The following is a 20,067-nucleotide window of genomic DNA, read 5'->3' as shown; positions in this document are numbered from 1 at the left end:
TTCCTTGCCGATCCGCACCGCCCTGATCGGCGGGAACGGGCAGGGAACCCGGCGCAGCCACAACCACGCCTTGCATTGCCCGCCCCGACCCCCATCCTTGGCCTTCGTCCACGGAAAGGCCCGGAAATGAGCGATTCAAAACTTCCCCTGATCCACAAGGCTCCGGTCGAGGGCCTGACGATCCACGTCGCCCGCACCGGCCTCTCGATCGGCGACAACGCCTGGCTCGACCGGTTGTCCGACGGTCGCATCGGCGTCTTCGCCCGGCTGAGGAAGCCGATCCTCGGCCTGATCCCGCACCACCGCGAGGGACTGGTCGGCCATCTCGGCCCGGTGGCGGAAGAGATCATCGCCCCCTCGCTCGCCCACGGCGACGACCTGCGCGTGCGCATCATCGACCTGACGCCCGAGCACCTGGCCAACGGCTACCCGCCCGAGGTCTACATCTCGGTCTGGGGCGACCCTCGTCACCTGCAACCCGTGCTGGCCGCCGTCGGCCTGCCCGACCCGCTGCCCGAGACGGCGAAACCCAAGGCGCCGAAGGGCCTCAGCGGGCTTCGTCCGGCCTAAGGCTCATACCGCACATAGGCAAAGGCGCTGCCATCCGGCGCCCAGGAGGGCACGTTGATCGTCCCCTGCCCGCCGATGAACTCCCGCACCCGGCGCCGGTTGCCGCCTTCGGGGTCGCAGAGCACCAGCGCCACGTCCAGGTCCGCCGGATGCCCGGTCGTCCCCGGCGGGTAGGCAAGGTAGACAAGGTGCCGCCCGTCCGGCGAGGGATGCGGGAACCAGTTCACGAACCCGTCCTCGAACATCTGCCGCTGCCCCGACCCGTCCGCCTTCATCACCCAGATCTGAGCATGTCCCGTCCGGTCGCAGTTATAGTAGACGCGCGCGCCATCGGGCGAGAAATCCGGCCCGTCGCAATGCCCCTCGCCGAAGGTCAGCCGCTTTTCCTCCGCCCCCGGCGCCAGCGTATAGACGTCGATCACACGGGCACCGCCGCGCGCCGCAACATAGGTCAGCACCTTTCCGTCCGGCGAGACCCCGTGCCACCAACTGGGTGCCTCCGGCGAAACCTTCACCGGCTCCCCGCCGAAGACCGGCATCACATAGACCTGCGACCCTTCCCCTTCGTGATGCGAGGAGAGGATGATCGTCGCCCCGTCCGGGCTGATCCCGTGGTCGTTGTTGCATTTCACCGCCGCGCCCGTCTCCACCGGCTCCAGCGCGGGCTTCGCCAAAGGCACCCGGTAAAGCCGCCCCTCCCCGTTCACCAGCAGCCAATCCCCAGAGGGCGCCCAGTTCGGCGCCTCGATCCTCCCGTCAACCGCCAGCACCTCGCGCACCCGGCCCGAGGCGACCTCATAGGTCTCGATGATGCTGCGCATAGGCTAACCCCTCAAATTTAACTCAAATTGTGCTTGCTCTTTACACAAATACTCCACGGGGGTCCGGGGGTGTGAAACCCCCGGCGGCCAGCCACAAGCGCTATTCCCGGGTCTTCGCGACCAGAAGCTTCTTCGGCCGCAACCCCTCCGCCGCCTTGAACAGAGAAAACGTCTGGTTGACGTAGTTCACCACGCCCGAAACCTTCTCCAGATAGGCCTGCAGCTCCGCCGTCCGCTCCGCCTCGACCACCTGCACCGCACGCGAGGGGTCCATCCCCTCGAACTGCACATAGAACAGCGGCTCGCCGCGCTTCAGGATCAGGTCCTTCTGCGGCTCGTGCCATTCGAAGGCCCACATCAGCGGGCGCGGCCAGATCGAGATCGGGAAGCGCCCGCCGAAGATCGTGCCGGGCAGCGGATCGGGCCGATAATGGGCAAAGGCGGCAAGCTGGGTCAGATAGACCATCTCGTCGGCGATGAAATAATAGGGCAGGTGCAGCTGGATCGTCGGGCGGTCGGGGAAGCGCCATTCGGCTTCCGACACCAGCGTCAGCACCTCGTTCAGCTTCGACGACCGGATGGGCGAGGACGCCCCCGCCCGGTTGACCAGCACCGCCTTGCCCTTGTCGTCGCGCTGGAAGCCGATGTGCAGGTCGAACGGGCATTTCACCAGGAAATACCGGCTTTCCAGCTGGATCACCGCCGGACAGCGGCTGGCCGACTTGGCATGGGCCTTGTTCGGCGGGCGGATCACCACCCGCTCGGGCGGGTCATACAGCACCGCGCCCTTGTCCGACGCCAGGAACCAGCCCACGGTCAGCGGCCCCGATCCCGGCCCCTCTTCCGGGCGGTCGTAATCCAGCCTGATCTCCATCGCCCGCTCCTATTCCAGCGCCCTGCGCAAGGCCCGCACCGCATCCGCATCCGTCTGCCGCTGCACAGGCGGCGCGAAACCCATCTCCACCACCCGGCCCGAAACCGGCCTTGATGCCGAACATGAGGCGTGAATCTCGCCGATGCCAAGCCCCTTAAGCATCGCCGCATTCCCCGGGTTCACCCCCGACCCCGGCATCACCGTGATCCGCCCGGCGGCCTGACGCACCAGCGCCCCGATCCGCCCCGCTCCGGCTTCCGCAGTCGTCTCGCCACCCGAGGTCAGGATACGCTGGAAGCCAAGGCCGACCGCCTCCTCCAGCGCCTCGCCCATATCCGGCGCCAGGTCGATGCAGCGGTGCAGCACCAGTTCCAACCCATCCGACGCCGCCACCAGCCGCCGCAGCACCGGGACATCCAGCCGCCCGTCCGGAAGCGAGGCGCCGAGCACGACTCCATGCAGTCCCGCAGCGCGGACGGCGGCGATCTCGGTCTCCATCATCGCGACCTCGGCCTCGGACCAGACGAAATCCCCCGCCCTTGGCCGGATCATCGCCACCACCGGCACCCCGCAACCCGCGGCCTGCGCCATCAACCCGGCAGACGGCGTCAACCCCCCGACCGCCAGTGCCGCGCACAGCTCGATCCGGTCCGCCCCGCCCGCGACCGCCTGCGCCAGCCCCTCCGCCGTATCGACACAGACCTCAAGCCTCAGCCCCATGCCGCGACCCCCGCCATCGCCGCGCCCAGAAGCCCGGCATCCGCCCCGCATTCCGCCGGAACCAAAAGCGGCCCCCTGGTCTTGCGCAGGATGCGCACCCGCACCGCCTCGTCCAGATAGCCGACCAGCCCCGGTGCCTTCGACAACCCGCCTCCCACCGGCACCACATCCGCTCCGACCACGTTCACCACCATCGCCAAAGGCCCCGCCACCAGCTCGCGCCACAAGGCCATCGTCTCGCCCGCCTCCACCTCACCGGCGATCCAGTTGGCGATGATCGCCTCGGACCCCAGCAGCTCCGCCGTCCGCTTGCGGTGCAGCCGCTCCAGCCCACGCGCGGACCCGACCGTATCCACGCAGCCCACCTGCCCGCAGCCACACTGGAAGGCGAACTCGCCCCGGATCACCGGCCCGTGCCCCCATTCCCCGGCATAGCCGCCTGCCCCCGTGACCACCCGCCCGCCGATCACCAACCCGCCGCCGACCCCCGAGCCCAGGATCACCCCGAAGACCGATCCGTGCCCGCGTCCGGCACCCTGCATCGCTTCCGCGAGGGCAAAGCAATCGGCGTCGTTCAGGACCTGCACCGGCAGGCCCGTCGCCGCCCGCACCTCCGGCCCCAGGGCAAGGCCGTCGATCGCGGGGATATTGGCCACCTTGCCCACGCCCGTCGCCGGATCGACCACCCCGGCGATGGAGATGGCGATGCCCTTCTCCCGCCCGGTCACGAAGCTTGCGAGTGCCGCCGTGAACGCTGCCTTGTCGCCCAGGGGAGTCGCCACCTCGCCCAAGGGTCGCAAGCCGCCCTCCCAGACCGCCGCCTTGATCCGGCTGCCGCCGATGTCGAATGCCAGGATCATCCCACCTCCCGTTTTGCCGCCAGTCTTGACAGCCCTTCCCGGCCCCGTCAAACCGCCCCAAACCCGGAGACAGCCATGCCCGCAGATGACCGCCTGATCGTCGCCCTTGACGTGCCGAACGTGGTGCACGGGCTCGACCTCGTCTCCCGCATCGGCGATGCCGCCGGCTTCTACAAGATCGGCCTCGGGATGCTGACCGGCGGGGGCCTCGCGCTGGCGAACGAGTTGAAGCACGACCAGGGCAAGCGCGTCTTCCTCGACATGAAGCTCTTCGACATCGGCGCGACCATCGAAGCCGCCGTCCGGGGCCTGGCGCAATACGATCTCGACTTCCTGACCGTCCACGGCGACCCGCAGGTGGTCAGCGCCGCCGCCACCGGCAAGGGCAGCTCTGGCCTGAAAATCCTCGCGGTGACCGTGCTGACCTCGCTCGACCGCGCCGACCTGGACGCGAACCTGATCAAGCCCGGCGACATCCACGACATCACGCTGGAACGCGCGGCCCGCGCCCTGCAGGCCGGGGCCGATGGCGTCATCGCCAGCCCGCAGGAAGCCGCGATGATCCGCGCCTTGCCGGAAGCGTCGGGCAAGCTGATCGTCACCCCCGGCGTCCGCCCCGCAGGCAGCGCAACCGGCGACCAGAAGCGCATCGCCACGCCACATCAGGCCATCGCCGACGGGGCGGACCATATCGTCGTCGGGCGCCCGATCTGGCAGGCGAAGGACCCCGCCGCCGCTGCCCGCGCAGTTGCAAGGGAACTTCCCCCTCGGTAGGGCCGAAACCATCGGCCCGGAACCCCGGCCCTCCGGCCGGAAATACCCAATCGAAAGAATCGGGCTTTACAAACCCAAGGATTTTAGTCAGACAATCCGGCAATCCCGACAGAAAAGGTTTGCCGATGCGTCTCCATGCTGCCCTGTGCTTCTCGACCGCCCTTGCGGCCCCGGCTTTCGCCGCCACGCCGGAGGAGGTGACCGAGCACTACGCGGACTTGGCGCTGGCCACCTACCAGGACAGCCTGACCACCGCGACGGCCCTGCAAACCGCGGTCGCGGCGCTGATCGCGACGCCCACGGACCAAACCCTGCTCGCCGCGCGCGAGGCCTGGAAAGCCGCCCGCGTGCCCTATCAGCAAACCGAGGCCTTCCGCTTCGGCAACCCCGTCGTCGACGACTGGGAAGGCCGGGTGAATTCCTGGCCGCTGGACGAGGGCCTGATCGACTATGTCAGCTCCGACTATGGCAACGAGGAAAATGCGCTCGCCACCCTGAACGTCATTGCCACCCCGAAGTTCACCCTGTCGGGGAAGGAGATCGACGCCACGACCATCACCCCCGAACTGATCTCGGGCACGCTGCACGAAGCCGACGGGATCGAGGCGAACGTCGCGTCGGGCTACCATGCCATCGAATTCCTGCTCTGGGGCCAGGACCTGAACGGGACCAATCCCGGCGCCGGCAACCGCCCCGCGACCGATTTCGCCACCGGGGACGCCTGCACCGGCGGCAACTGCGACCGCCGCGCCGCCTATCTGCAATCCGCGACCGACCTTCTGGTCAGCGACCTGACCGAGATGGTCGGCGACTGGCAACCGGAAGGCGCGGCCCGCGCGGCCATAACCACCGACCCGCAGAAGGGCATCCTCGCCATGCTGACCGGCATGGGCAGCCTGTCCTATGGCGAGTTGGGAGGCGAGCGGATGAAGCTTGGCCTGATGCTGAACGACCCCGAGGAAGAGCATGACTGCTTCTCGGACAACACGCACAACAGCCATTTCTACGACGGCCTTGGCATTCGCAACGTCTATCTGGGCAGCTATACCCGGACCGATGGCTCGGTTGTCTCAGGCCCCTCGCTGTCGGAACTGGTTGCCGCTGCCGACCCGGCCGTCGACACCCAGCTCAAGGCCGAACTCGACGCTTCGGTCATGGCGTTGCAGGCGGTCAAGGATGCGGGCGATGCCGGCAAGACCTATGACACGCTGATCGCGCCCGGCAATGCCGAGGGCGAGGCGCTGATCATGGGCGCGGTGAATGCGCTTGTCACCCAGACCGCCTCGATCGACCGGGCGGTTTCGGCGCTTGGCCTGTCGAAGGTGGACTTCGAAGGCTCCGACAGCCTGGACAACCCAAACGCCGTCTTCCAGTGACGCCATGATCATCTGCCATTGCCAGTCCATCACCGATCACGACATCCGCGCGGCGGTGGACTGGATGCGCGCAGCGGACAAGGACACGGTGATCACCCCCGGCAAGATCTACCACGCGCTTGGCAAGCGCGCCGATTGCGGGGGCTGCATGCCCTTGTTCCTGAACACGATGCGCACGAACGAGAATTTCCGCGTGCCCGCCCGCCGCGACGTGCCGCCCGTGTTGCGCCACCTGCGCGCAGTGGCGACCGACTGAGTCCGCCACCGCAACGGGAACCTTTGCGTCGCTTCGGAATTTCACTGGACGGACCTTGGCGCCAAGCCTAGCCTTTCGGCGCAGCTCCAGCCACGGCGACACCGCCGAAGCCAGGCTCTTGTCCCGTCACAGCGAAAGGATCGGCCATGAAGGGCGACGCGAAAGTCATCGAATATCTCAACGCAGGCCTGCGGTCGGAACTGACCGCCGTCAGCCAGTACTGGCTGCACTACCGGCTGCAGGAAGACTGGGGCGTCGGGCATCTGGCCGACAAGTCCCGCGCCGAGTCGATCGAGGAAATGCACCACGCCGACCGCTTCATCGCCCGGATCATCTTCCTGGAAGGCCATCCGAACCTGCAGAAGCTGGACAGCCTGCGCATCGGCCAGACCGTGCGCGAGACGCTGGAGGCCGATCTTGCCGGCGAACACGACGCCCGCAAGCTTTACATCGAGGCGCGGCAGTATTGCGATTCCGTCGGCGATTATGTGTCACGGGCGCTGTTCGATGATCTTCTGGCGGACGAGGAAGGCCATATCGACTTTCTGGAGACGCAGCTTGGCCTGTTCGACACCCTGGGTGCGGAACGCTATGCGCTGTTGAACGCAAAGCCCGCGAGCAAGGCCGAATAGGTCGGGCACCCTCAGCCGAAAAGCCACAACGCGTGTCTCAAGTCTCTCAGCGTGAAGGGTTTTTCTGGACCTGGGCCACGCGACTGGCTATCGTCCGGGAAAACGGGGCGTTACGACCCCGGACTTGAGGCAGCAATGGTGTTTCCAGAGCGGTTTTCGAACCTGCCGGATTATGCGTTTCCGCGTCTGCGGAAACTTCTCGACGCGCACGCCCCCGGCGGCGAACCCATCGCCATGACCATCGGCGAGCCGCGCCATGCGATGCCGGAATTCGTCGGGCCGATCCTTCAGGCGAACCTGTCGGGCTTCGGGGTCTATCCGGCGAACGACGGCACGCCGGAACTGCTGGCGGCGATCTCGGGCTGGATCGACCGGCGCTACGGGGTAGAGGTCGCGCAGGACCGGCTGATGGTGCTGAACGGCACCCGCGAGGGGTTGTTCAACGCCTGTATCGCACTGTGCCCGGAGACAAAGAACGGCAAGCGTCCCGTCGTGCTGATGCCGAACCCCTTCTACCAGGTCTATGCCGTGGCCGCGCTGACCGTTGGAGCCGAGCCGGTCTATGTGCCCGCGACGGCGGCCACCGGCTTCCTGCCCGACTATGGCAGCTTGCCGAAGGATGTGCTGGACCGGGTGGCGCTGGCCTATATCTGTTCGCCCGCCAATCCTCAGGGCGCTGTGGCCTCGAAGGACTATCTCGCGGACCTGCTGGCTTTGGCCGAGAAACACGATTTCCGCGTGCTGGCGGACGAGTGCTATTCGGAAATCTGGCGCGAGACGCCGCCTTCCGGGCTGTTGCAGGTCGCGTCGCAGCAGGGCGCCGACCCGGAGCGGGCGCTGGTGTTCCATTCGCTGTCGAAACGGTCGAACCTGCCGGGGCTGCGGTCGGGTTTCGTCGCGGCGGGGCCGGAGTCGATGCTGCGCATCCGGCAGTTGCGGGCTTTTGCGGGGGCGCCACTGCCCCTGCCCCTGCAGCGGGTGGCCGAGGCCTGCTGGCAGGATGAGGCGCATGTCGATGCCTCGCGGGCGCTCTACCAGCAGAAGTTCCGCGATGCGGATGGCATTTTCGCTGGTCTTCAGGGCTATCAGGCCCCCGGCGGCGGCTTCTTCCTGTGGCTGCCCGTGGAAGACGGTGAACAGGCGGCACTGAAACTGTGGCGCGAGACGGGGGTGCGGGTGCTGCCCGGCGGCTACCTGTCGCGCGACGCCGGGGGGCAGAACCCGGGCAAGGGATATATCCGGGTGGCTCTGGTCGCCAGCCGGGAAGAAACGCAGCGCGGGCTGACGATGCTCCGCGACTGTCTTTATCGGTGAGGGACGAATGGCTTCGTATCAGGCACGGCAGCGCGATCCGCTTCTGGATCAGGGTACCCAGGCGATGCTGGAACGCCGGGGGCGCGAGCTTCTGGGGCTGGTTCTGGTGCTGGTGGCCTTCGCCTTCACGCTGATGCTGTGGAGCTATTCGCCCGAGGACCCGGGCTGGATGGTCGCGACCGAGGAACCGGCGCAGAACATCTTCGGACGCTTCGGGGCGGCTTTGGCCTCGACCCTGATCATCCTGATCGGCAAGGGGGCCTGGACGATCCCGGTGATCTTCCTGGCCTGGGGCGTGCGCTTCATGATCCACCGGGGCGGCGAGCGTGCGGTGGGCCGGGTGGTCTTTGCGGTGATCGCGGTGGCCTTCGCGGCGGTGCATTGCGCGACGCTGGTGCCGGGGGACAGCTGGACCCATACCTTCGGGCTGGGCGGGCTGTTCGGCGATACCGTGACCGGCTCGCTTCTAGGGGTGATCCCCGGCAGCGCGGGCTTCGGGCTGAAGGTCCTGTCGCTGATGACCTTCGCGGGCCTGATCGCGATGATGCTGTTCGTCACCGGCTTCGACATCGAGGAATTGAAAGGGGTCCAGCGCTTCCTGCTGCTCGGCTCGATCATGGGCTATTCGGCGCTGCGCCAGGGTGTCGGTGCCGGGGCGCGCGGGGCGCTGACGGGTGCCGCAGCCTTGCAGGACCGGGCGCGGGCGCGGTCGGCGAACATGGCGGCCTCGCGGGGCTATGAGCCGCCGGTGGCGATGGGGCGCGACGCCCCGGTCTCGCGGCGGGTGATGCCACCCATGACGGGTGCGATGGCACCCGAGCCGCTGCGGGCGGCACCGACGCGGGCGATGCCTGCCTCCCTCCGGTCGGAACCGCGCCATCACGAGCCGGAACCGGCCCCCGCCCCGGTCAAGGAAAAGCTGGGCCTGCTGGAGCGTCTGCGCCGCAAGCACCAGCCGGAACCGGAACTGATCGAGCTGGAGCCGAGCTGGGACGAGACCATGCCGCAGGACGTGCGGATCAAGGCGCGGATTTCCGACGTGATCCGCAGCCGCGTCCAGCGCTCGCCCGATTTCCCGGTTGCCCCGCCGCAACTGACGCCCGCCGCCGCGCGGGTGGAACCCCCGGTGATGCGCCCGAAGGGGCCGGTCGTGCTGATGGCCGACACCCGCCCCCTGCCCCGGATGGCCGCACCCGTTGCGCCGCCCGCCTGGGAGCCGGAGGTCGAGGAGGAAGATGAAGCTCTCGCCTTCACCGAAGCCGCCTGGGACGATCAGGACGCTCTGGACGAGGATCGGCTGGACGAGCTGGAGGACGAACTGCCCCCCGCCCGTCCGATGGCCTTCACCCCGGACCGCAAGGCCGTGGTGCAGCATGCAGTGAAGAAGCCCCTGCCCTCGCGGCAGGCGATGGCGGAAAGCCAGCCTGCGCTGCGGTTCGAGGAGGCGGCTCAGAGCTATGAACTGCCGCCGCTGAACCTGTTGTCGGCCCCCGTGAAGGTGCAGGGCACCCAGCTTTCGGACGAGGCGCTGGAAGAGAATGCCCGGATGCTGGAAAGCGTGCTGGACGACTATGGCGTGAAGGGCGAGATCACCGCCGTCCGCCCCGGCCCGGTCGTCACCATGTACGAGCTTGAACCCGCGCCGGGGCTGAAGGCCAGCCGCGTGATCGGGCTGGCGGATGACATCGCCCGCAGCATGTCGGCGCTGTCGGCGCGCGTGTCCACCGTGCCGGGGCGGTCGGTCATCGGCATCGAACTGCCGAACGCCCATCGCGAGAAGGTGGTGCTGCGCGAAATCCTCGCCGCCCGCGATTTCGGCGACAGCCACCTGCGGCTGCCGCTGGCCTTGGGCAAGGATATCGGCGGCGAGCCGGTGGTGGCGAACCTGGCGAAGATGCCGCACCTCCTCATCGCGGGGACAACGGGGTCGGGGAAATCGGTCGCGATCAACACGATGATCCTCAGCCTCCTCTACAAGCTGACGCCCGAGGAATGCCGGCTGATCATGATCGACCCGAAGATGCTGGAACTGTCGGTCTATGACGGCATCCCGCATCTCCTCTCCCCTGTCGTCACTGACCCGAAGAAGGCGGTCGTCGCCCTGAAATGGGTGGTGGGCGAGATGGAGGAGCGCTACCGCAAGATGTCCAAGATGGGCGTGCGGAACATCGAGGGCTACAACGGGCGCGTCCGCGAGGCGCTGTCGAAGAACGAGATGTTCAAGCGCACGATCCAGACCGGCTTTGACGAGGAAACCGGCGATCCGGTGTTCGAGACGGAAGAATTCGCGCCGCAGCCCTTCCCCTATATCGTCGTCATCGTCGACGAGATGGCCGACCTGATGATGGTCGCAGGCAAAGAGATCGAGGCCTGCATCCAGCGGCTTGCGCAGATGGCGCGGGCGAGTGGTATCCACCTGATCATGGCGACGCAGCGGCCTTCGGTCGACGTGATCACCGGCACGATCAAGGCGAACTTCCCGACGCGGATTTCCTTCCAGGTGACCTCGAAGATCGACTCGCGGACCATCCTTGGCGAACAGGGGGCCGAACAGCTCCTCGGTGCAGGGGATATGCTCTACATGGGCAACGGCGCGAAGATCACCCGTATTCACGGGCCCTTCGTCAGCGACGAGGAAGTGGAAGAGATCGTCAACCACCTGAAGAGCTTCGGCCCGCCGGTCTACATGTCCGGCGTGGTCGAAGGGCCGGAAGACGAGGTCGCGGGCGATATCGACATGGTGCTGGGCCTCGGCTCGGGCGAGGCGTCGGACGATGCGCTCTACGATCAGGCGGTGGCCATCGTGGCGCGGGACCGGAAGTGCTCGACCAGCTACATCCAGCGGAAACTGGGCATCGGCTACAACAAGGCCGCCCGGCTGGTGGAGCAGATGGAAGAGGAAGGCGTCGTCACCCGCGCCAACCATGTCGGCAAGCGCGAGATCCTGGTCGAGGAACGCTAGACCCGGAACGATGTTCCATCGGCTGAAGTGATCGGACCCCTGTCGGCGACCCCGGCCGGGGTCTTAATCATTGCGGCATTCCGAACACAAACCCGCCTCAATCCCGCCCGATTCGGAACACAACTTGTGGTTGTAATTTGTGTCGGGATTTCGCCATAGAATCGTCTAGATGCTGCGACGCGGGGCTGCAGCATCGTCTGGGGAAAGGGGCTCCTTGGAAAATCATGGCTTTTGATACGACGGAACCGCTGGCCCACACCGAATTCGGCGACGAGCTTCTTCCGGGGACGAAGCTGTTTCACGGCCAGTATCGCATCGTGCGCTTTATCAACTGCGGTGGTTTCGGAATCACCTACCTGGCCAAGGACAGTCTCGACCGCGAGGTCGTGATCAAGGAATGCTTCTCCTCGACCTTCTGCCGCCGGACCGAAACCCGTGTCCGCGCCCGGTCGCAGGGCACGCGCGACCATATGTCGAAGATCGTGAAGAGCTTCCTGAACGAAGCGCGCAGCCTGGCCTCGCTGACGCATCCGAACATCGTCGGAGTGCATCAGGTGTTCGAGGACAACGACACCGCCTACATGGCGATGGACTATATCCGTGGCAGCGACCTGCTGGAAATCGTCGACGAGAAGAAGGTTGATCTGGCGCCCGAGCAGATCGTCGGCATCGCGGCAAGGCTGGTGTCGGCCCTCGGCTACATCCATGACAACGGCCTGTTGCACTGCGATATCTCGCCGGACAACATCTTCATCAACCAGGAAGGCGAGCCGATCCTGATCGACTTCGGCGCATCCCGCCGCAGCGCCGTCGGCGAGGCTCAGAAATATTCCGGCCTGAGCGTGGTGAAGGACGGCTATTCCCCGCACGAGTTGTATACTGCGGGCGGAAACAGCGGGCCGTGGAGCGACATCTACTCGCTGGCCGCGTCGCTGTATCATGCGATCACCGGAACGGCGCCCGAGAACTGCCAGAGCCGCCTTGCCGCCCTGGCCGAGAAACGCGCCGACCCGGTGAAGCCCTTGGCTGGGTCGGTTCCAGGGTATCCGCGCGGATTCCTGGAAAGCATCGACAAGGCAATGTCCGTGGTCCCGGCAGCCCGGTTCCAGACGGCCGAGGACTGGTCGCGCGCCCTGCCGCAATCCGATCCGCGCAGCGACCGCAAGGTCGTGCTCTTGCGTCGGCTGACACCGCAAGTCGCGCCCGCGCCCGCGCCGGTGGTGAGACCGCGCCGCCCCACGTCGCGGGCTGCGGCCCCGGATCTGTCCGCGCTGCGGCGTATCGGCGGCTTTGCCGGCGGCTGGCTGGTCGACAGCGATAGCGGAGCGGTGCTGGCCAGCGAGACCGCCCGCAGCGACCAGGATCACGCCGAGACCATGACCACCGCGATCAACATGGCGAAGGCAAACCTGAAGGCGCTTTGCCACGGCCACCAGGAAGAACGGATCGACGACATCCTGATCTCGCTTGGCCGCCGCATGCACTTGATCCGTCCGCTGGACGGGTCATCGCGGCTGTGTCTCTGCGTCGCGCTCGACAGCGAAAGTGCAAACCCGCTGCTGGCCCGCATGCAGGTACGCCGAATCGCTCAGGGCCTGAAGTCCTAGCGCGGGCGGCTCAGAGCTGCAGGTTGCCGCGGCGCGGGGCGTGGGCGGCGGTGTCGATCAGTTGGGCAAGGATCACGCTTCCCACCATCGAGAACAGCCCAAGCTCGACCCAGGATATCCGCAGCGACTGGCCGATGAAGACCACCAGCGGATGCGCGAGGTAGATCCAGACCGAGATCCGCGAGCATCTTTCGGACAGGGCGCTTGCGGGAAGCCGCCAGGTGAGGCAGGCCAGCGCCAGCCCGGATCCGACCAGGATCGTGGTGTTGTCGGGTGCCGGGTGACCCAGGTGCAGGATGAGCCAGCTGCCAAGAAGTGCGACCAGCGCCAGCCGCCAGCCCCAGGCGAAATAGGCGATCCCGACCAGTATCGGAATGATGCCGAAGCTCCATTGATGATAGGGCATCGCCTCCGGGGTGCCCTTGACGACGATCAGGAGGGCCGCCGCCCATGCCGCGCCGAGCGAGACGATGGGATGCTGAAGCCAGGGCGCCACGATTGCGGCAAGAAGGGCGAAGGGCAGGATCCAGAGATGGTCCCAGGTGCCCATCAGCAGCATGTCCGGGTTCCACCAGCCGAACGGCGGGTCATTGCCTTTCAGCGCAAGCGCAGTGTGCAGGATGCCGAAGACGACCGACCAGGTCAGGAAAGGCCAGAGCAGCCGCCGGGCCCATCCCGAAAGACCGCTCCGCGATGGTGCCATCAGCAGGACGAGGATGAACGGCAGGGCGATATAGGCGATCCGTTGGCCGGGCGCCTGGATACCGAACCAGACAATACCGAGCGACGCCGCAAAACGGCCGTAGTCGGTCAGTCCGTTCCGTTCCTCCGCCACGACGGCACCCCAAGCTCCCCTGCGCAGTTTGCGCCCAGATCGCCTGCGAATCCAGTGGGTAATGCCGGTTTCGGACGCGCCCGGGCCGATGGTCAGGCCGGAACGGCCACTCCTGCGCCGGACGCGCGACCCTTGCGGCCCTCCCGCAGGTAGCGGGCATAGCCGAGGTCCGCGCTTTCGATCCCGGCGCGGCGGCCCGAGACGATGTCGGCCAGGACCCGACCCGACCCGGCGGCCATCGTCCAGCCCAGCGTGCCGTGGCCGGTGTTCAGGAAAAGGTTCGACAGCGGCGAGCGACCGACGATCGGCGTTCCATCCGGCGTCATCGGGCGCAACCCGCACCAGAAGCTCGCCCGGGACTGGTCGCCCGCGCCGCCGAACAGGTCCTCGACCGAATGGGTCAGGGTGGCCTGGCGCTTCGGGCTCAGGCTGAAGTCGAAGCCCGCGATCTCGGCCATGCCACCGACGCGGATGCGGTCACCCAGGCGGGTGATGGCGATCTTGTGGGTTTCGTCCATCACGGTCGATACCGGGGCACGCGCTTCATCGACGATCGGCGCGGTGATCGAGTAGCCCTTGACCGGATAGACCGGCAGCTTGATCCCGAACTCGCGGACCAGCATCGGCGAATAGGACCCGAGCGCGACCACGAAGGCATCGGCAGTCACCCGGCCCTCGGACGTTCGGACGGCGGTGATCCGTCCAATATCGGCCTCCAGCCGCTCGATGGTGACGCCCAGCCGGAAGATCACGCCCGCTTCCTCGGCCAGACGGGCAAGGCCCTGGGTGAACTTGAAGCAGTCGCCGGTTTCATCGCCCGGCAGGCGCAGGCCACCGGCGATCTTGTGCCGGGACGCCGCAAGGCCGGGTTCGGCCGCCACGCAGGCGTCGGCGTCCAGCACCTCGAACGGCACGCCGTCGGCCTTCAGGACCGCGATGTCCTTCTCTGCCGCCGCGACCTGCTTCTCGGTGCGGAACAGTTGCAGCGTGCCCTGGGTGCGTTCGTCGTAGGCGATCCCCGTCTCGGCCCGCAACTCCATCAGGCAGTCGCGGCTGTATTCCGCCAGCCGCACCATGCGCGACTTGTTCACCGCATAAGCCGAAGCCGTGCAGTTCATCAGCATCCGCGCCATCCAGGACAGCTTGGCCCAGTCGGGGCGCGGCTGGACGATCAGGGGCGCGTGCTCCATGAACATCCATTTCAGCGCCTTTACCGGAATACCGGGGGCCGCCCAGGGCGAGGCATAGCCGGGGCTGATCTCGCCCGCGTTGGCGAAAGAGGTTTCCAGAGCGGCTGCGGGCTGGCGGTCGATCACTGTGACCTCGTGACCTGCCTTGGCCAGATACCAGGCCGAAGTCACCCCGATCACACCCGCGCCCAGCACAACGACCTTCATCTTCGCCCCCGATCCCGTGATTTCCTTCACAGGGTAAATATCTGCGTCTTCGCGGGATTTCTTGGAGAAAGTGGGCGCTTCTTTCATATGATTCCGAATGTTCTTCGATGATTCTCGGATTTCTTGAAAGTTTTGATCATCCACTTCCTTCCTGGCGATAGAAATCGCCTCACGCGGGAACACCGCTTCGGCACGTCCTTGCGAGCAGCCGGTCAGCGGGGGTGCATCCAGCCGGTGCAAAAGCTATATCTGCCACATGAACCGTCGCTTTGCCCTTCTGGCCCCGCTCCTCCTTCTGTTGCCGCTTCCCGCCGCAGCCGAGAAGGTCTCGCTTGCCGCCCTGTCGAAATATCTGAACGGCCTGACCACGGTCGAGGCGGACTTCACCCAGGTGAATTCCGATGGCACGATCTCGACCGGCAAGATCTACATCAAGCGTCCGGGCCGGGTGCGGTTCGAATACGGCCCGCCCGACCGCAGCCTGGTGATCGCCGGAAGCAACAACGTGGCGATCTTCGATTCCAAATCGAACCAGCCGCCCGAACAGTACCCGCTGAAGCGCACGCCGCTGAACCTGATCCTCGCCGCGAATATCGACCTTGGTCGTGCGAAGATGGTGGTCGGCCATACCGAGGACGGCACCTCGACCCGGGTCCGCGCGCAGGACCCCGAGCACCCGGAATATGGCTCGATCGAACTGGTGTTCACCGACAACCCGGTGGAACTGCGACAGTGGGTCATCACGGATGACCTGGGTGCCCAGACCACGGTGATCCTGGGCGAGATGAAGAAGGGCGGCAACTTGGGCACCCGCCTCTTCGACATCAGCGCCGAGATCGAAACGCGCGCGAACTGAGGCGGGGGTAGACCCCGCCCCTTACCGGCAATAGGCCAGCTGGTCGCGGTACATCTCGGACCGGGCGCCGACCGCTGCCGCCACTTCCACCAGCCAGGGCTTGCCCAGGTAGGACTGTGCAGCATAGCCGGTGCGGCCTTCGTGATAGGCCAGATATTGCGCTTCGGCGTCGGCTTTCGAGATTCCCAGCGTGCGCGCGCTTTCGTCCATGTACCAGCCCATGAAATCGGTCGCGTCGCCGATGTCGTCACGCTTGGACCGGCGACCGCCCGCGCTGTCCTGGTATTCCTCCCAGGTGGCATTCAGCGCCTGGCTGTAGCCATAGGCCGTGCTTTGCCGCCCCATCGGGATCACTCCCAGCGCGAAGGTATGCGGGGTGCGCGCGTTGCCGATGAACTTCGATTCCTGGTAGATCGTCGCCATCTGGACATGCACCGGGATACCCCAGCGCCGCTCGGTCGCTTCCATCGCCCGCCGGTATTGCGGCCGTTCGCGCATGATCGCACATGCGTCGTCAATCTGCCTCGGCGCCGAGTAGTTTCCACCGCCCCCACAGGAGGCAAGGCATAGGACCACCAGCGACGCACGGAGAAACCTGCTCATCTGCCCCTCGTGCACTTTTCTTTTGCGGGCAGTTTAGCTTATTCGCCACGGGGATGAAATGGGGAACCCCTGACCCTGCCATCAGAAACCCGCGAGCGGGCGGACTGTAGGGACAGGGCCCACAGACTGTTTCCCTCGCGGAGGTGCGGCAAAGTGGACAGTTTCATTGCAAAAGCGTAAAGAAAATCCGGGGGATTGCGAGATGCAGACGACGCACGCCAAGTACCATATCGGGCAGGTGCTCCGTCATCGGAAGCATCCGTTCCGTGGCGTGGTCTTCGACGTCGACGCGATGTTTTCCAACACCGAGGAATGGTACGACAACATCCCCGAAGACAGCCGCCCCTCGAAGGACCAGCCGTTCTACCACCTGCTCGCCGAGAATGGCCAAAGCTATTACGTCGCCTATGTCTCCGAGCAGAACCTGGTGCCGGACGAGACGGGCGAGCCGGTCGATCACCCCGACCTGGGCGACCTGTTCGGCGACTTCGAGGACGGGCGCTATCCGGTGACCTTCCAGCTCAACTGACGCTTACCAGTTGTTCACCCTTTGCCCCTAGCCTGCGGGAAACGCAAGCAAAGGGGTGCGACATGCAACTGCAAACTCAGACCAGGCCCAAGGTGATTTCGGTCAGCGTGCTGGAAGACCGGATCGACGCGGCCACCGCGATCCAGTTCAAGGAACGCATGCGGGAGGTGACGAAGGATGGTCCCGCCCGCGTGGTGCTCGACCTCGCCCGCGTCCAATTCCTCGATTCCTCCGGTCTGGGCGCGATCGTGGCCGTCAAGAAGCTGCTCGGCCCGGACCGCGCGCTGGAGTTGTCCGGCCTGACGCCCACGGTGGAAAAGGTGTTCCGCCTGACCCGGATGGACAGCGTCTTCACCATCCATCCCTCGCTTGAGGTCGCCGTTTCGCATGCCGCCAGCGCCTGATCCGGACCCTCGACCAGCCGATCTGCACCTGACCTTCCCGGCCAGCCCCGCCGTCGTGCGTGACGCTCTTGCCCGCATGATGGCGACGGCGCCGCTGCTCGGTCTCTCCGACACGCGGCGCGGCACTGCCGAACTTGTGCTGGCAGAGGTGCTGAACAACATCGCCGAGCATGCCTATGCGGATCATGCCGGCCTCATCACCGTGACGCTGCGCGCGGGGTCCCGGGGCATAGCCTGCCTTGTCGTCGATCTGGGCGCACCGATGCCGGGCGGCGTCTTGCCCGACCGGGGCCTGCCCGCCCGGGCGGGCCTTGCCCTGGCCGACCTGCCGGAAGGCGGGTTCGGCTGGCACCTGATCCGGTCGCTGACCCGGGATCTTGCCTACCGGCGCATCGCCGGGGCGAACCGGCTCAGCTTCCTGCTGCCTTGTGAGGGCGAGATACCTTGAATTCGCGCGATGGGCCTTGTTCCCGCCGCTGCCAGGCCCAGCCCCTGTCACGGAAGCCTGCGACATCAGCGATGCGGCGAAGGCGCTGCCCCCTGGTGTCCGGGTTCCAAACCCCCTCCAAACCCGGATGCCAGGGGTCCTTGCCTCTTGGCTTCCCCGCGTCCGCGTCCTAGCTTCTGCGGACACTTCCCAGGGGGACCGATGCGCGACCTTCACCTTCCCGGCCGTTCGGCTGTCTATGCCCGGAACGGCATCTGCGCCACCTCGCACCCGATCGCCGCCGAGGTCGCCATCGCGGTGCTCAAATCCGGGGGCAATGCGGTGGATGCAGGCATCGCCGGGGCGCTGGTCCTCGGCATCGCCGAGCCCCAGATGACCGGCATCGGCGGTGATTGCTTCGTCCTGCTGAAACCTGCCGGGTCGGAGGAGGTGGTCGCCCTGAACGGCTCCGGCCGCGCGCCGAAGGGTCTGAATGCCGCCGACCTCCGCGCCCGTGGCCTGACCGCCATGCCGATCCAGGCGATTGAATCGGTCACGCTGCCGGGCGCCATCGACGCCTTCTGCCGCCTGAACGCCGACTACGGGATGAAATCCCTGGCCGAAGTCACGGCTCCCGCGATCCACTACGCCGAGGAAGGCATCCCCGTCGCCCCCCGCGTTGCCTTTGACTGGGTGGACGACCTGCCCTGTCTGAAGGGCGCCGCGCGGGATTTCTACAGTTTCGGCGGCAAGGCCCCGGTCGTGGGCCAGGTCTTCCGCGCCCCCGGCCAGGCCGAAGTGTTGCGCCGCATCGCCAGCCAAGGCCGCGCCGGGTTCTACGAGGGCGAGGTGGCCGAGGACATGATCGCCTCGCTGAACGCGCTTGGCGGCACCCACACGCTCGACGACCTTGCCGCCACCGCCTGCGACTACACCACCCCGGTTTCCGGCCCCTACCAGGGCGTCGAGCTGGTCGAGCACCCGCCAAACGGCCAGGGCGCGACGGCGATCCTGATGCTGAACATCCTCAAGCACTTCGACCTGAAGTCGATGGACCCGTTCGGCAGCCAGCGCGCCCATATCGAGGCCGAGGCGACCAAGCTTGCCTACGACGCCCGCAACCGCTTCATCGCCGACCCCGACCGCACCACGCGCCTTTCGCACATGCTGTCGCCCGGGACCGCCGCGAAGCTCGCCGCGCTGATCGACCCGAAACGCGCCATGCCCGCCGCCGCGCCGCTGACCGAGGCGGTGCACCGCGACACGATCTACATCACCGTGGTCGACCGCGACCGGATGGCCGTCTCGCTGATCTACTCGATCTTCTGGGGCTTCGGCTCCGGCCTCGCCTCGACGAAATTCGGCATCAACTTCCAGAACCGCGGCGCGGGCTTCACCCTTCAGGAAGGCCACCCGAACGAGGCCGGGGGCGGAAAGCGCCCGATGCACACGATCATCCCCGGCATGATCCGCCAGAACGGTCGCGTCCTGATGCCCTTCGGGGTGATGGGCGGGGCCTACCAGCCGACGGGGCATGCCCGCTTCGTCAGCAACCTCACCGACTACGGGATGGACCTGCAAGAGGCCATCGACGCCCCGCGCTGCTTCTCCGGCGCCGAGGGGATGGAGGTCGAACGCGGCTACTCCGACCAGGTCCGCGGCGAGTTGGCCGCGATGGGCCACCCCGTCACCATCCCCGCCGCGCCCCTTGGCGGCGCCCAGGCGATCCGCATCGACGGCGACCTGCTGATCGGCGCCTCGGACCCCAGGAAGGACGGCTGCGCCCTTGGCTACTGACATCGACCGCGCCGCGATCACCGCAAGCATCCAGGCCCTCACCCACGGCGAGACGGATACCGTCGCGCTGATGGCCACCCTCGCCTGCGAGATCCACCACGCGCATCCCTTGTGCGACTGGACCGGCTTCTACCGCGTCACCGCGCCCGATCTGCTGAAGATCGGTCCCTACCAGGGCGGCCACGGCTGCCTGGTGATCCCCTTCTCCCGAGGCGTCTGCGGTGCCGCCGCCCGCACTGGAGAAATCCAGAACGTCCCCGACGTCGACGCCTTCCCCGGCCACATCGCCTGCGCCTCCTCGACGCGGTCGGAACTCGTCCTCCCGGTCTGGAACGGCAAGGGCCAGCTTCTCGGCGTCCTCGACCTCGACAGCGACACGCCCGCCGCCTTCACCAAGGCCGACGAAGACTGGCTCGCCCCCCTCCTCGCCGAGGTCTTCCGCGCGGCGACCTG

At 66.7% G+C, this 20,067-nt stretch carries 21 protein-coding genes; 14 read left to right on the top strand and 7 right to left on the bottom strand.

The window, feature by feature from the left end; genetic code table 11:
- Positions 1-126: 126 nt before the first annotated feature.
- Complete coding sequence (locus tag ACE3P6_RS08800; protein WP_374393869.1) at positions 127-570, top strand: hypothetical protein; 444 nt, start codon at positions 127-129, stop codon at positions 568-570.
- Here the strand turns inward: ACE3P6_RS08800 and ACE3P6_RS08795 are convergent.
- From ACE3P6_RS08795 to ACE3P6_RS08780, 4 genes are all read right to left on the bottom strand, one after another.
- Complete coding sequence (locus ACE3P6_RS08795) at positions 567-1,391, bottom strand: TolB family protein (RefSeq protein ID WP_374393867.1); 825 nt, start codon at positions 1,389-1,391, stop codon at positions 567-569. The genes ACE3P6_RS08800 and ACE3P6_RS08795 overlap by 4 nt on opposite strands.
- 100 nt (positions 1,392-1,491) lie before the next feature.
- Positions 1,492-2,265, bottom strand: coding sequence for a hypothetical protein (locus tag ACE3P6_RS08790; protein ID WP_374393866.1), 774 nt, complete (start codon positions 2,263-2,265; stop codon positions 1,492-1,494).
- A 9-nt stretch (positions 2,266-2,274) separates the two neighbouring features.
- Complete coding sequence (locus tag ACE3P6_RS08785) at positions 2,275-2,985, bottom strand: copper homeostasis protein CutC (protein WP_374393864.1); 711 nt, start codon at positions 2,983-2,985, stop codon at positions 2,275-2,277.
- Positions 2,976-3,845: an ROK family protein gene (locus ACE3P6_RS08780; RefSeq protein WP_374393862.1), complete on the bottom strand. Its 870-nt coding sequence runs from the start codon at positions 3,843-3,845 to the stop codon at positions 2,976-2,978. The genes ACE3P6_RS08785 and ACE3P6_RS08780 overlap by 10 nt, the downstream gene beginning before the upstream one ends.
- Positions 3,846-3,920: 75 nt before the next feature.
- Here ACE3P6_RS08780 and pyrF point away from each other — a divergent pair, with 75 nt between their 5' ends.
- From pyrF to ACE3P6_RS08745, 7 genes are all read left to right on the top strand, one after another.
- Positions 3,921-4,619 (top strand): orotidine-5'-phosphate decarboxylase, encoded by a 699-nt coding sequence (gene pyrF / locus ACE3P6_RS08775; RefSeq protein ID WP_374393860.1) that lies wholly within the window; start codon positions 3,921-3,923, stop codon positions 4,617-4,619.
- 125 nt (positions 4,620-4,744) lie between these two features.
- Entirely contained in the window at positions 4,745-5,995 is a 1,251-nt protein-coding gene (locus ACE3P6_RS08770) for an imelysin family protein (RefSeq protein WP_374393858.1), read from the top strand.
- Positions 5,996-5,999: 4 nt separating this feature from the next.
- Positions 6,000-6,251 carry a bacterioferritin-associated ferredoxin gene (locus ACE3P6_RS08765; RefSeq protein ID WP_374371316.1) on the top strand — a complete coding sequence of 84 codons (252 nt, stop codon included), beginning with the start codon at positions 6,000-6,002 and terminating at the stop codon, positions 6,249-6,251.
- Positions 6,252-6,397: 146 nt separating this feature from the next.
- The gene (gene bfr / locus ACE3P6_RS08760) at positions 6,398-6,883 is read left to right on the top strand and encodes a bacterioferritin (RefSeq protein ID WP_374393855.1); all 486 of its coding nucleotides are present in this window, start codon (positions 6,398-6,400) and stop codon (positions 6,881-6,883) included.
- A 135-nt stretch (positions 6,884-7,018) separates the two neighbouring features.
- Positions 7,019-8,197, top strand: a complete 1,179-nt coding sequence (locus ACE3P6_RS08755; protein WP_374393853.1) for an aminotransferase class I/II-fold pyridoxal phosphate-dependent enzyme — start codon at positions 7,019-7,021, stop codon at positions 8,195-8,197.
- A 7-nt stretch (positions 8,198-8,204) separates the two neighbouring features.
- Positions 8,205-11,159, top strand: coding sequence for a DNA translocase FtsK 4TM domain-containing protein (locus tag ACE3P6_RS08750; RefSeq protein WP_374393850.1), 2,955 nt, complete (start codon positions 8,205-8,207; stop codon positions 11,157-11,159).
- A gap of 224 nt (positions 11,160-11,383) precedes the next feature.
- Positions 11,384-12,766: a serine/threonine protein kinase gene (locus ACE3P6_RS08745; RefSeq protein WP_374393848.1), complete on the top strand. Its 1,383-nt coding sequence runs from the start codon at positions 11,384-11,386 to the stop codon at positions 12,764-12,766.
- 10 nt (positions 12,767-12,776) lie between these two features.
- Here ACE3P6_RS08745 and ACE3P6_RS08740 read toward each other — a convergent pair whose 3' ends face one another.
- Positions 12,777-13,601, bottom strand: coding sequence for a hypothetical protein (locus ACE3P6_RS08740; RefSeq protein WP_374393847.1), 825 nt, complete (start codon positions 13,599-13,601; stop codon positions 12,777-12,779).
- 92 nt (positions 13,602-13,693) lie between these two features.
- Entirely contained in the window at positions 13,694-15,028 is a 1,335-nt protein-coding gene (locus tag ACE3P6_RS08735) for a D-amino acid dehydrogenase (RefSeq protein WP_374393845.1), read from the bottom strand.
- Between the two features lie 226 nt (positions 15,029-15,254).
- Here ACE3P6_RS08735 and ACE3P6_RS08730 point away from each other — a divergent pair, with 226 nt between their 5' ends.
- Positions 15,255-15,854, top strand: a complete 600-nt coding sequence (locus ACE3P6_RS08730) for an outer membrane lipoprotein carrier protein LolA (RefSeq protein WP_374393843.1) — start codon at positions 15,255-15,257, stop codon at positions 15,852-15,854.
- 21 nt (positions 15,855-15,875) lie between these two features.
- Here the strand turns inward: ACE3P6_RS08730 and ACE3P6_RS08725 are convergent, their stop codons facing one another.
- On the bottom strand, positions 15,876-16,457 hold the full coding sequence (locus ACE3P6_RS08725; RefSeq protein WP_374393841.1) for a lytic transglycosylase: 582 nt from the start codon (positions 16,455-16,457) through the stop codon (positions 15,876-15,878).
- A gap of 202 nt (positions 16,458-16,659) precedes the next feature.
- Between ACE3P6_RS08725 and hspQ the strand changes: the two genes are divergently transcribed.
- The 5 genes from hspQ to ACE3P6_RS08700 form a co-directional block, all read left to right on the top strand.
- On the top strand, positions 16,660-16,986 hold the full coding sequence (gene hspQ, locus ACE3P6_RS08720) for a heat shock protein HspQ (RefSeq protein WP_137109145.1): 327 nt from the start codon (positions 16,660-16,662) through the stop codon (positions 16,984-16,986).
- 62 nt (positions 16,987-17,048) lie between these two features.
- Entirely contained in the window at positions 17,049-17,390 is a 342-nt protein-coding gene (locus tag ACE3P6_RS08715; protein ID WP_374371299.1) for an STAS domain-containing protein, read from the top strand.
- Entirely contained in the window at positions 17,374-17,838 is a 465-nt protein-coding gene (locus ACE3P6_RS08710) for an ATP-binding protein (RefSeq protein WP_374393839.1), read from the top strand. Before ACE3P6_RS08715 ends, ACE3P6_RS08710 begins: the two co-directional genes overlap by 17 nt.
- Positions 17,839-18,039: 201 nt before the next feature.
- On the top strand, positions 18,040-19,614 hold the full coding sequence (locus tag ACE3P6_RS08705; protein WP_374393837.1) for a gamma-glutamyltransferase family protein: 1,575 nt from the start codon (positions 18,040-18,042) through the stop codon (positions 19,612-19,614).
- Between the two features lie 70 nt (positions 19,615-19,684).
- Positions 19,685-20,067 (top strand): GAF domain-containing protein (locus tag ACE3P6_RS08700; protein WP_374393880.1); only part of this gene is annotated, 383 nt, incomplete at its 3' end.

This window comes from Tabrizicola sp. (genome assembly GCF_041911175.1).
GTDB lineage: Bacteria > Pseudomonadota > Alphaproteobacteria > Rhodobacterales > Rhodobacteraceae > Tabrizicola.
The sequence above is the reverse complement of the archived record's forward strand: the minus strand, read 5'-3'. Positions and strand labels throughout refer to the sequence as shown.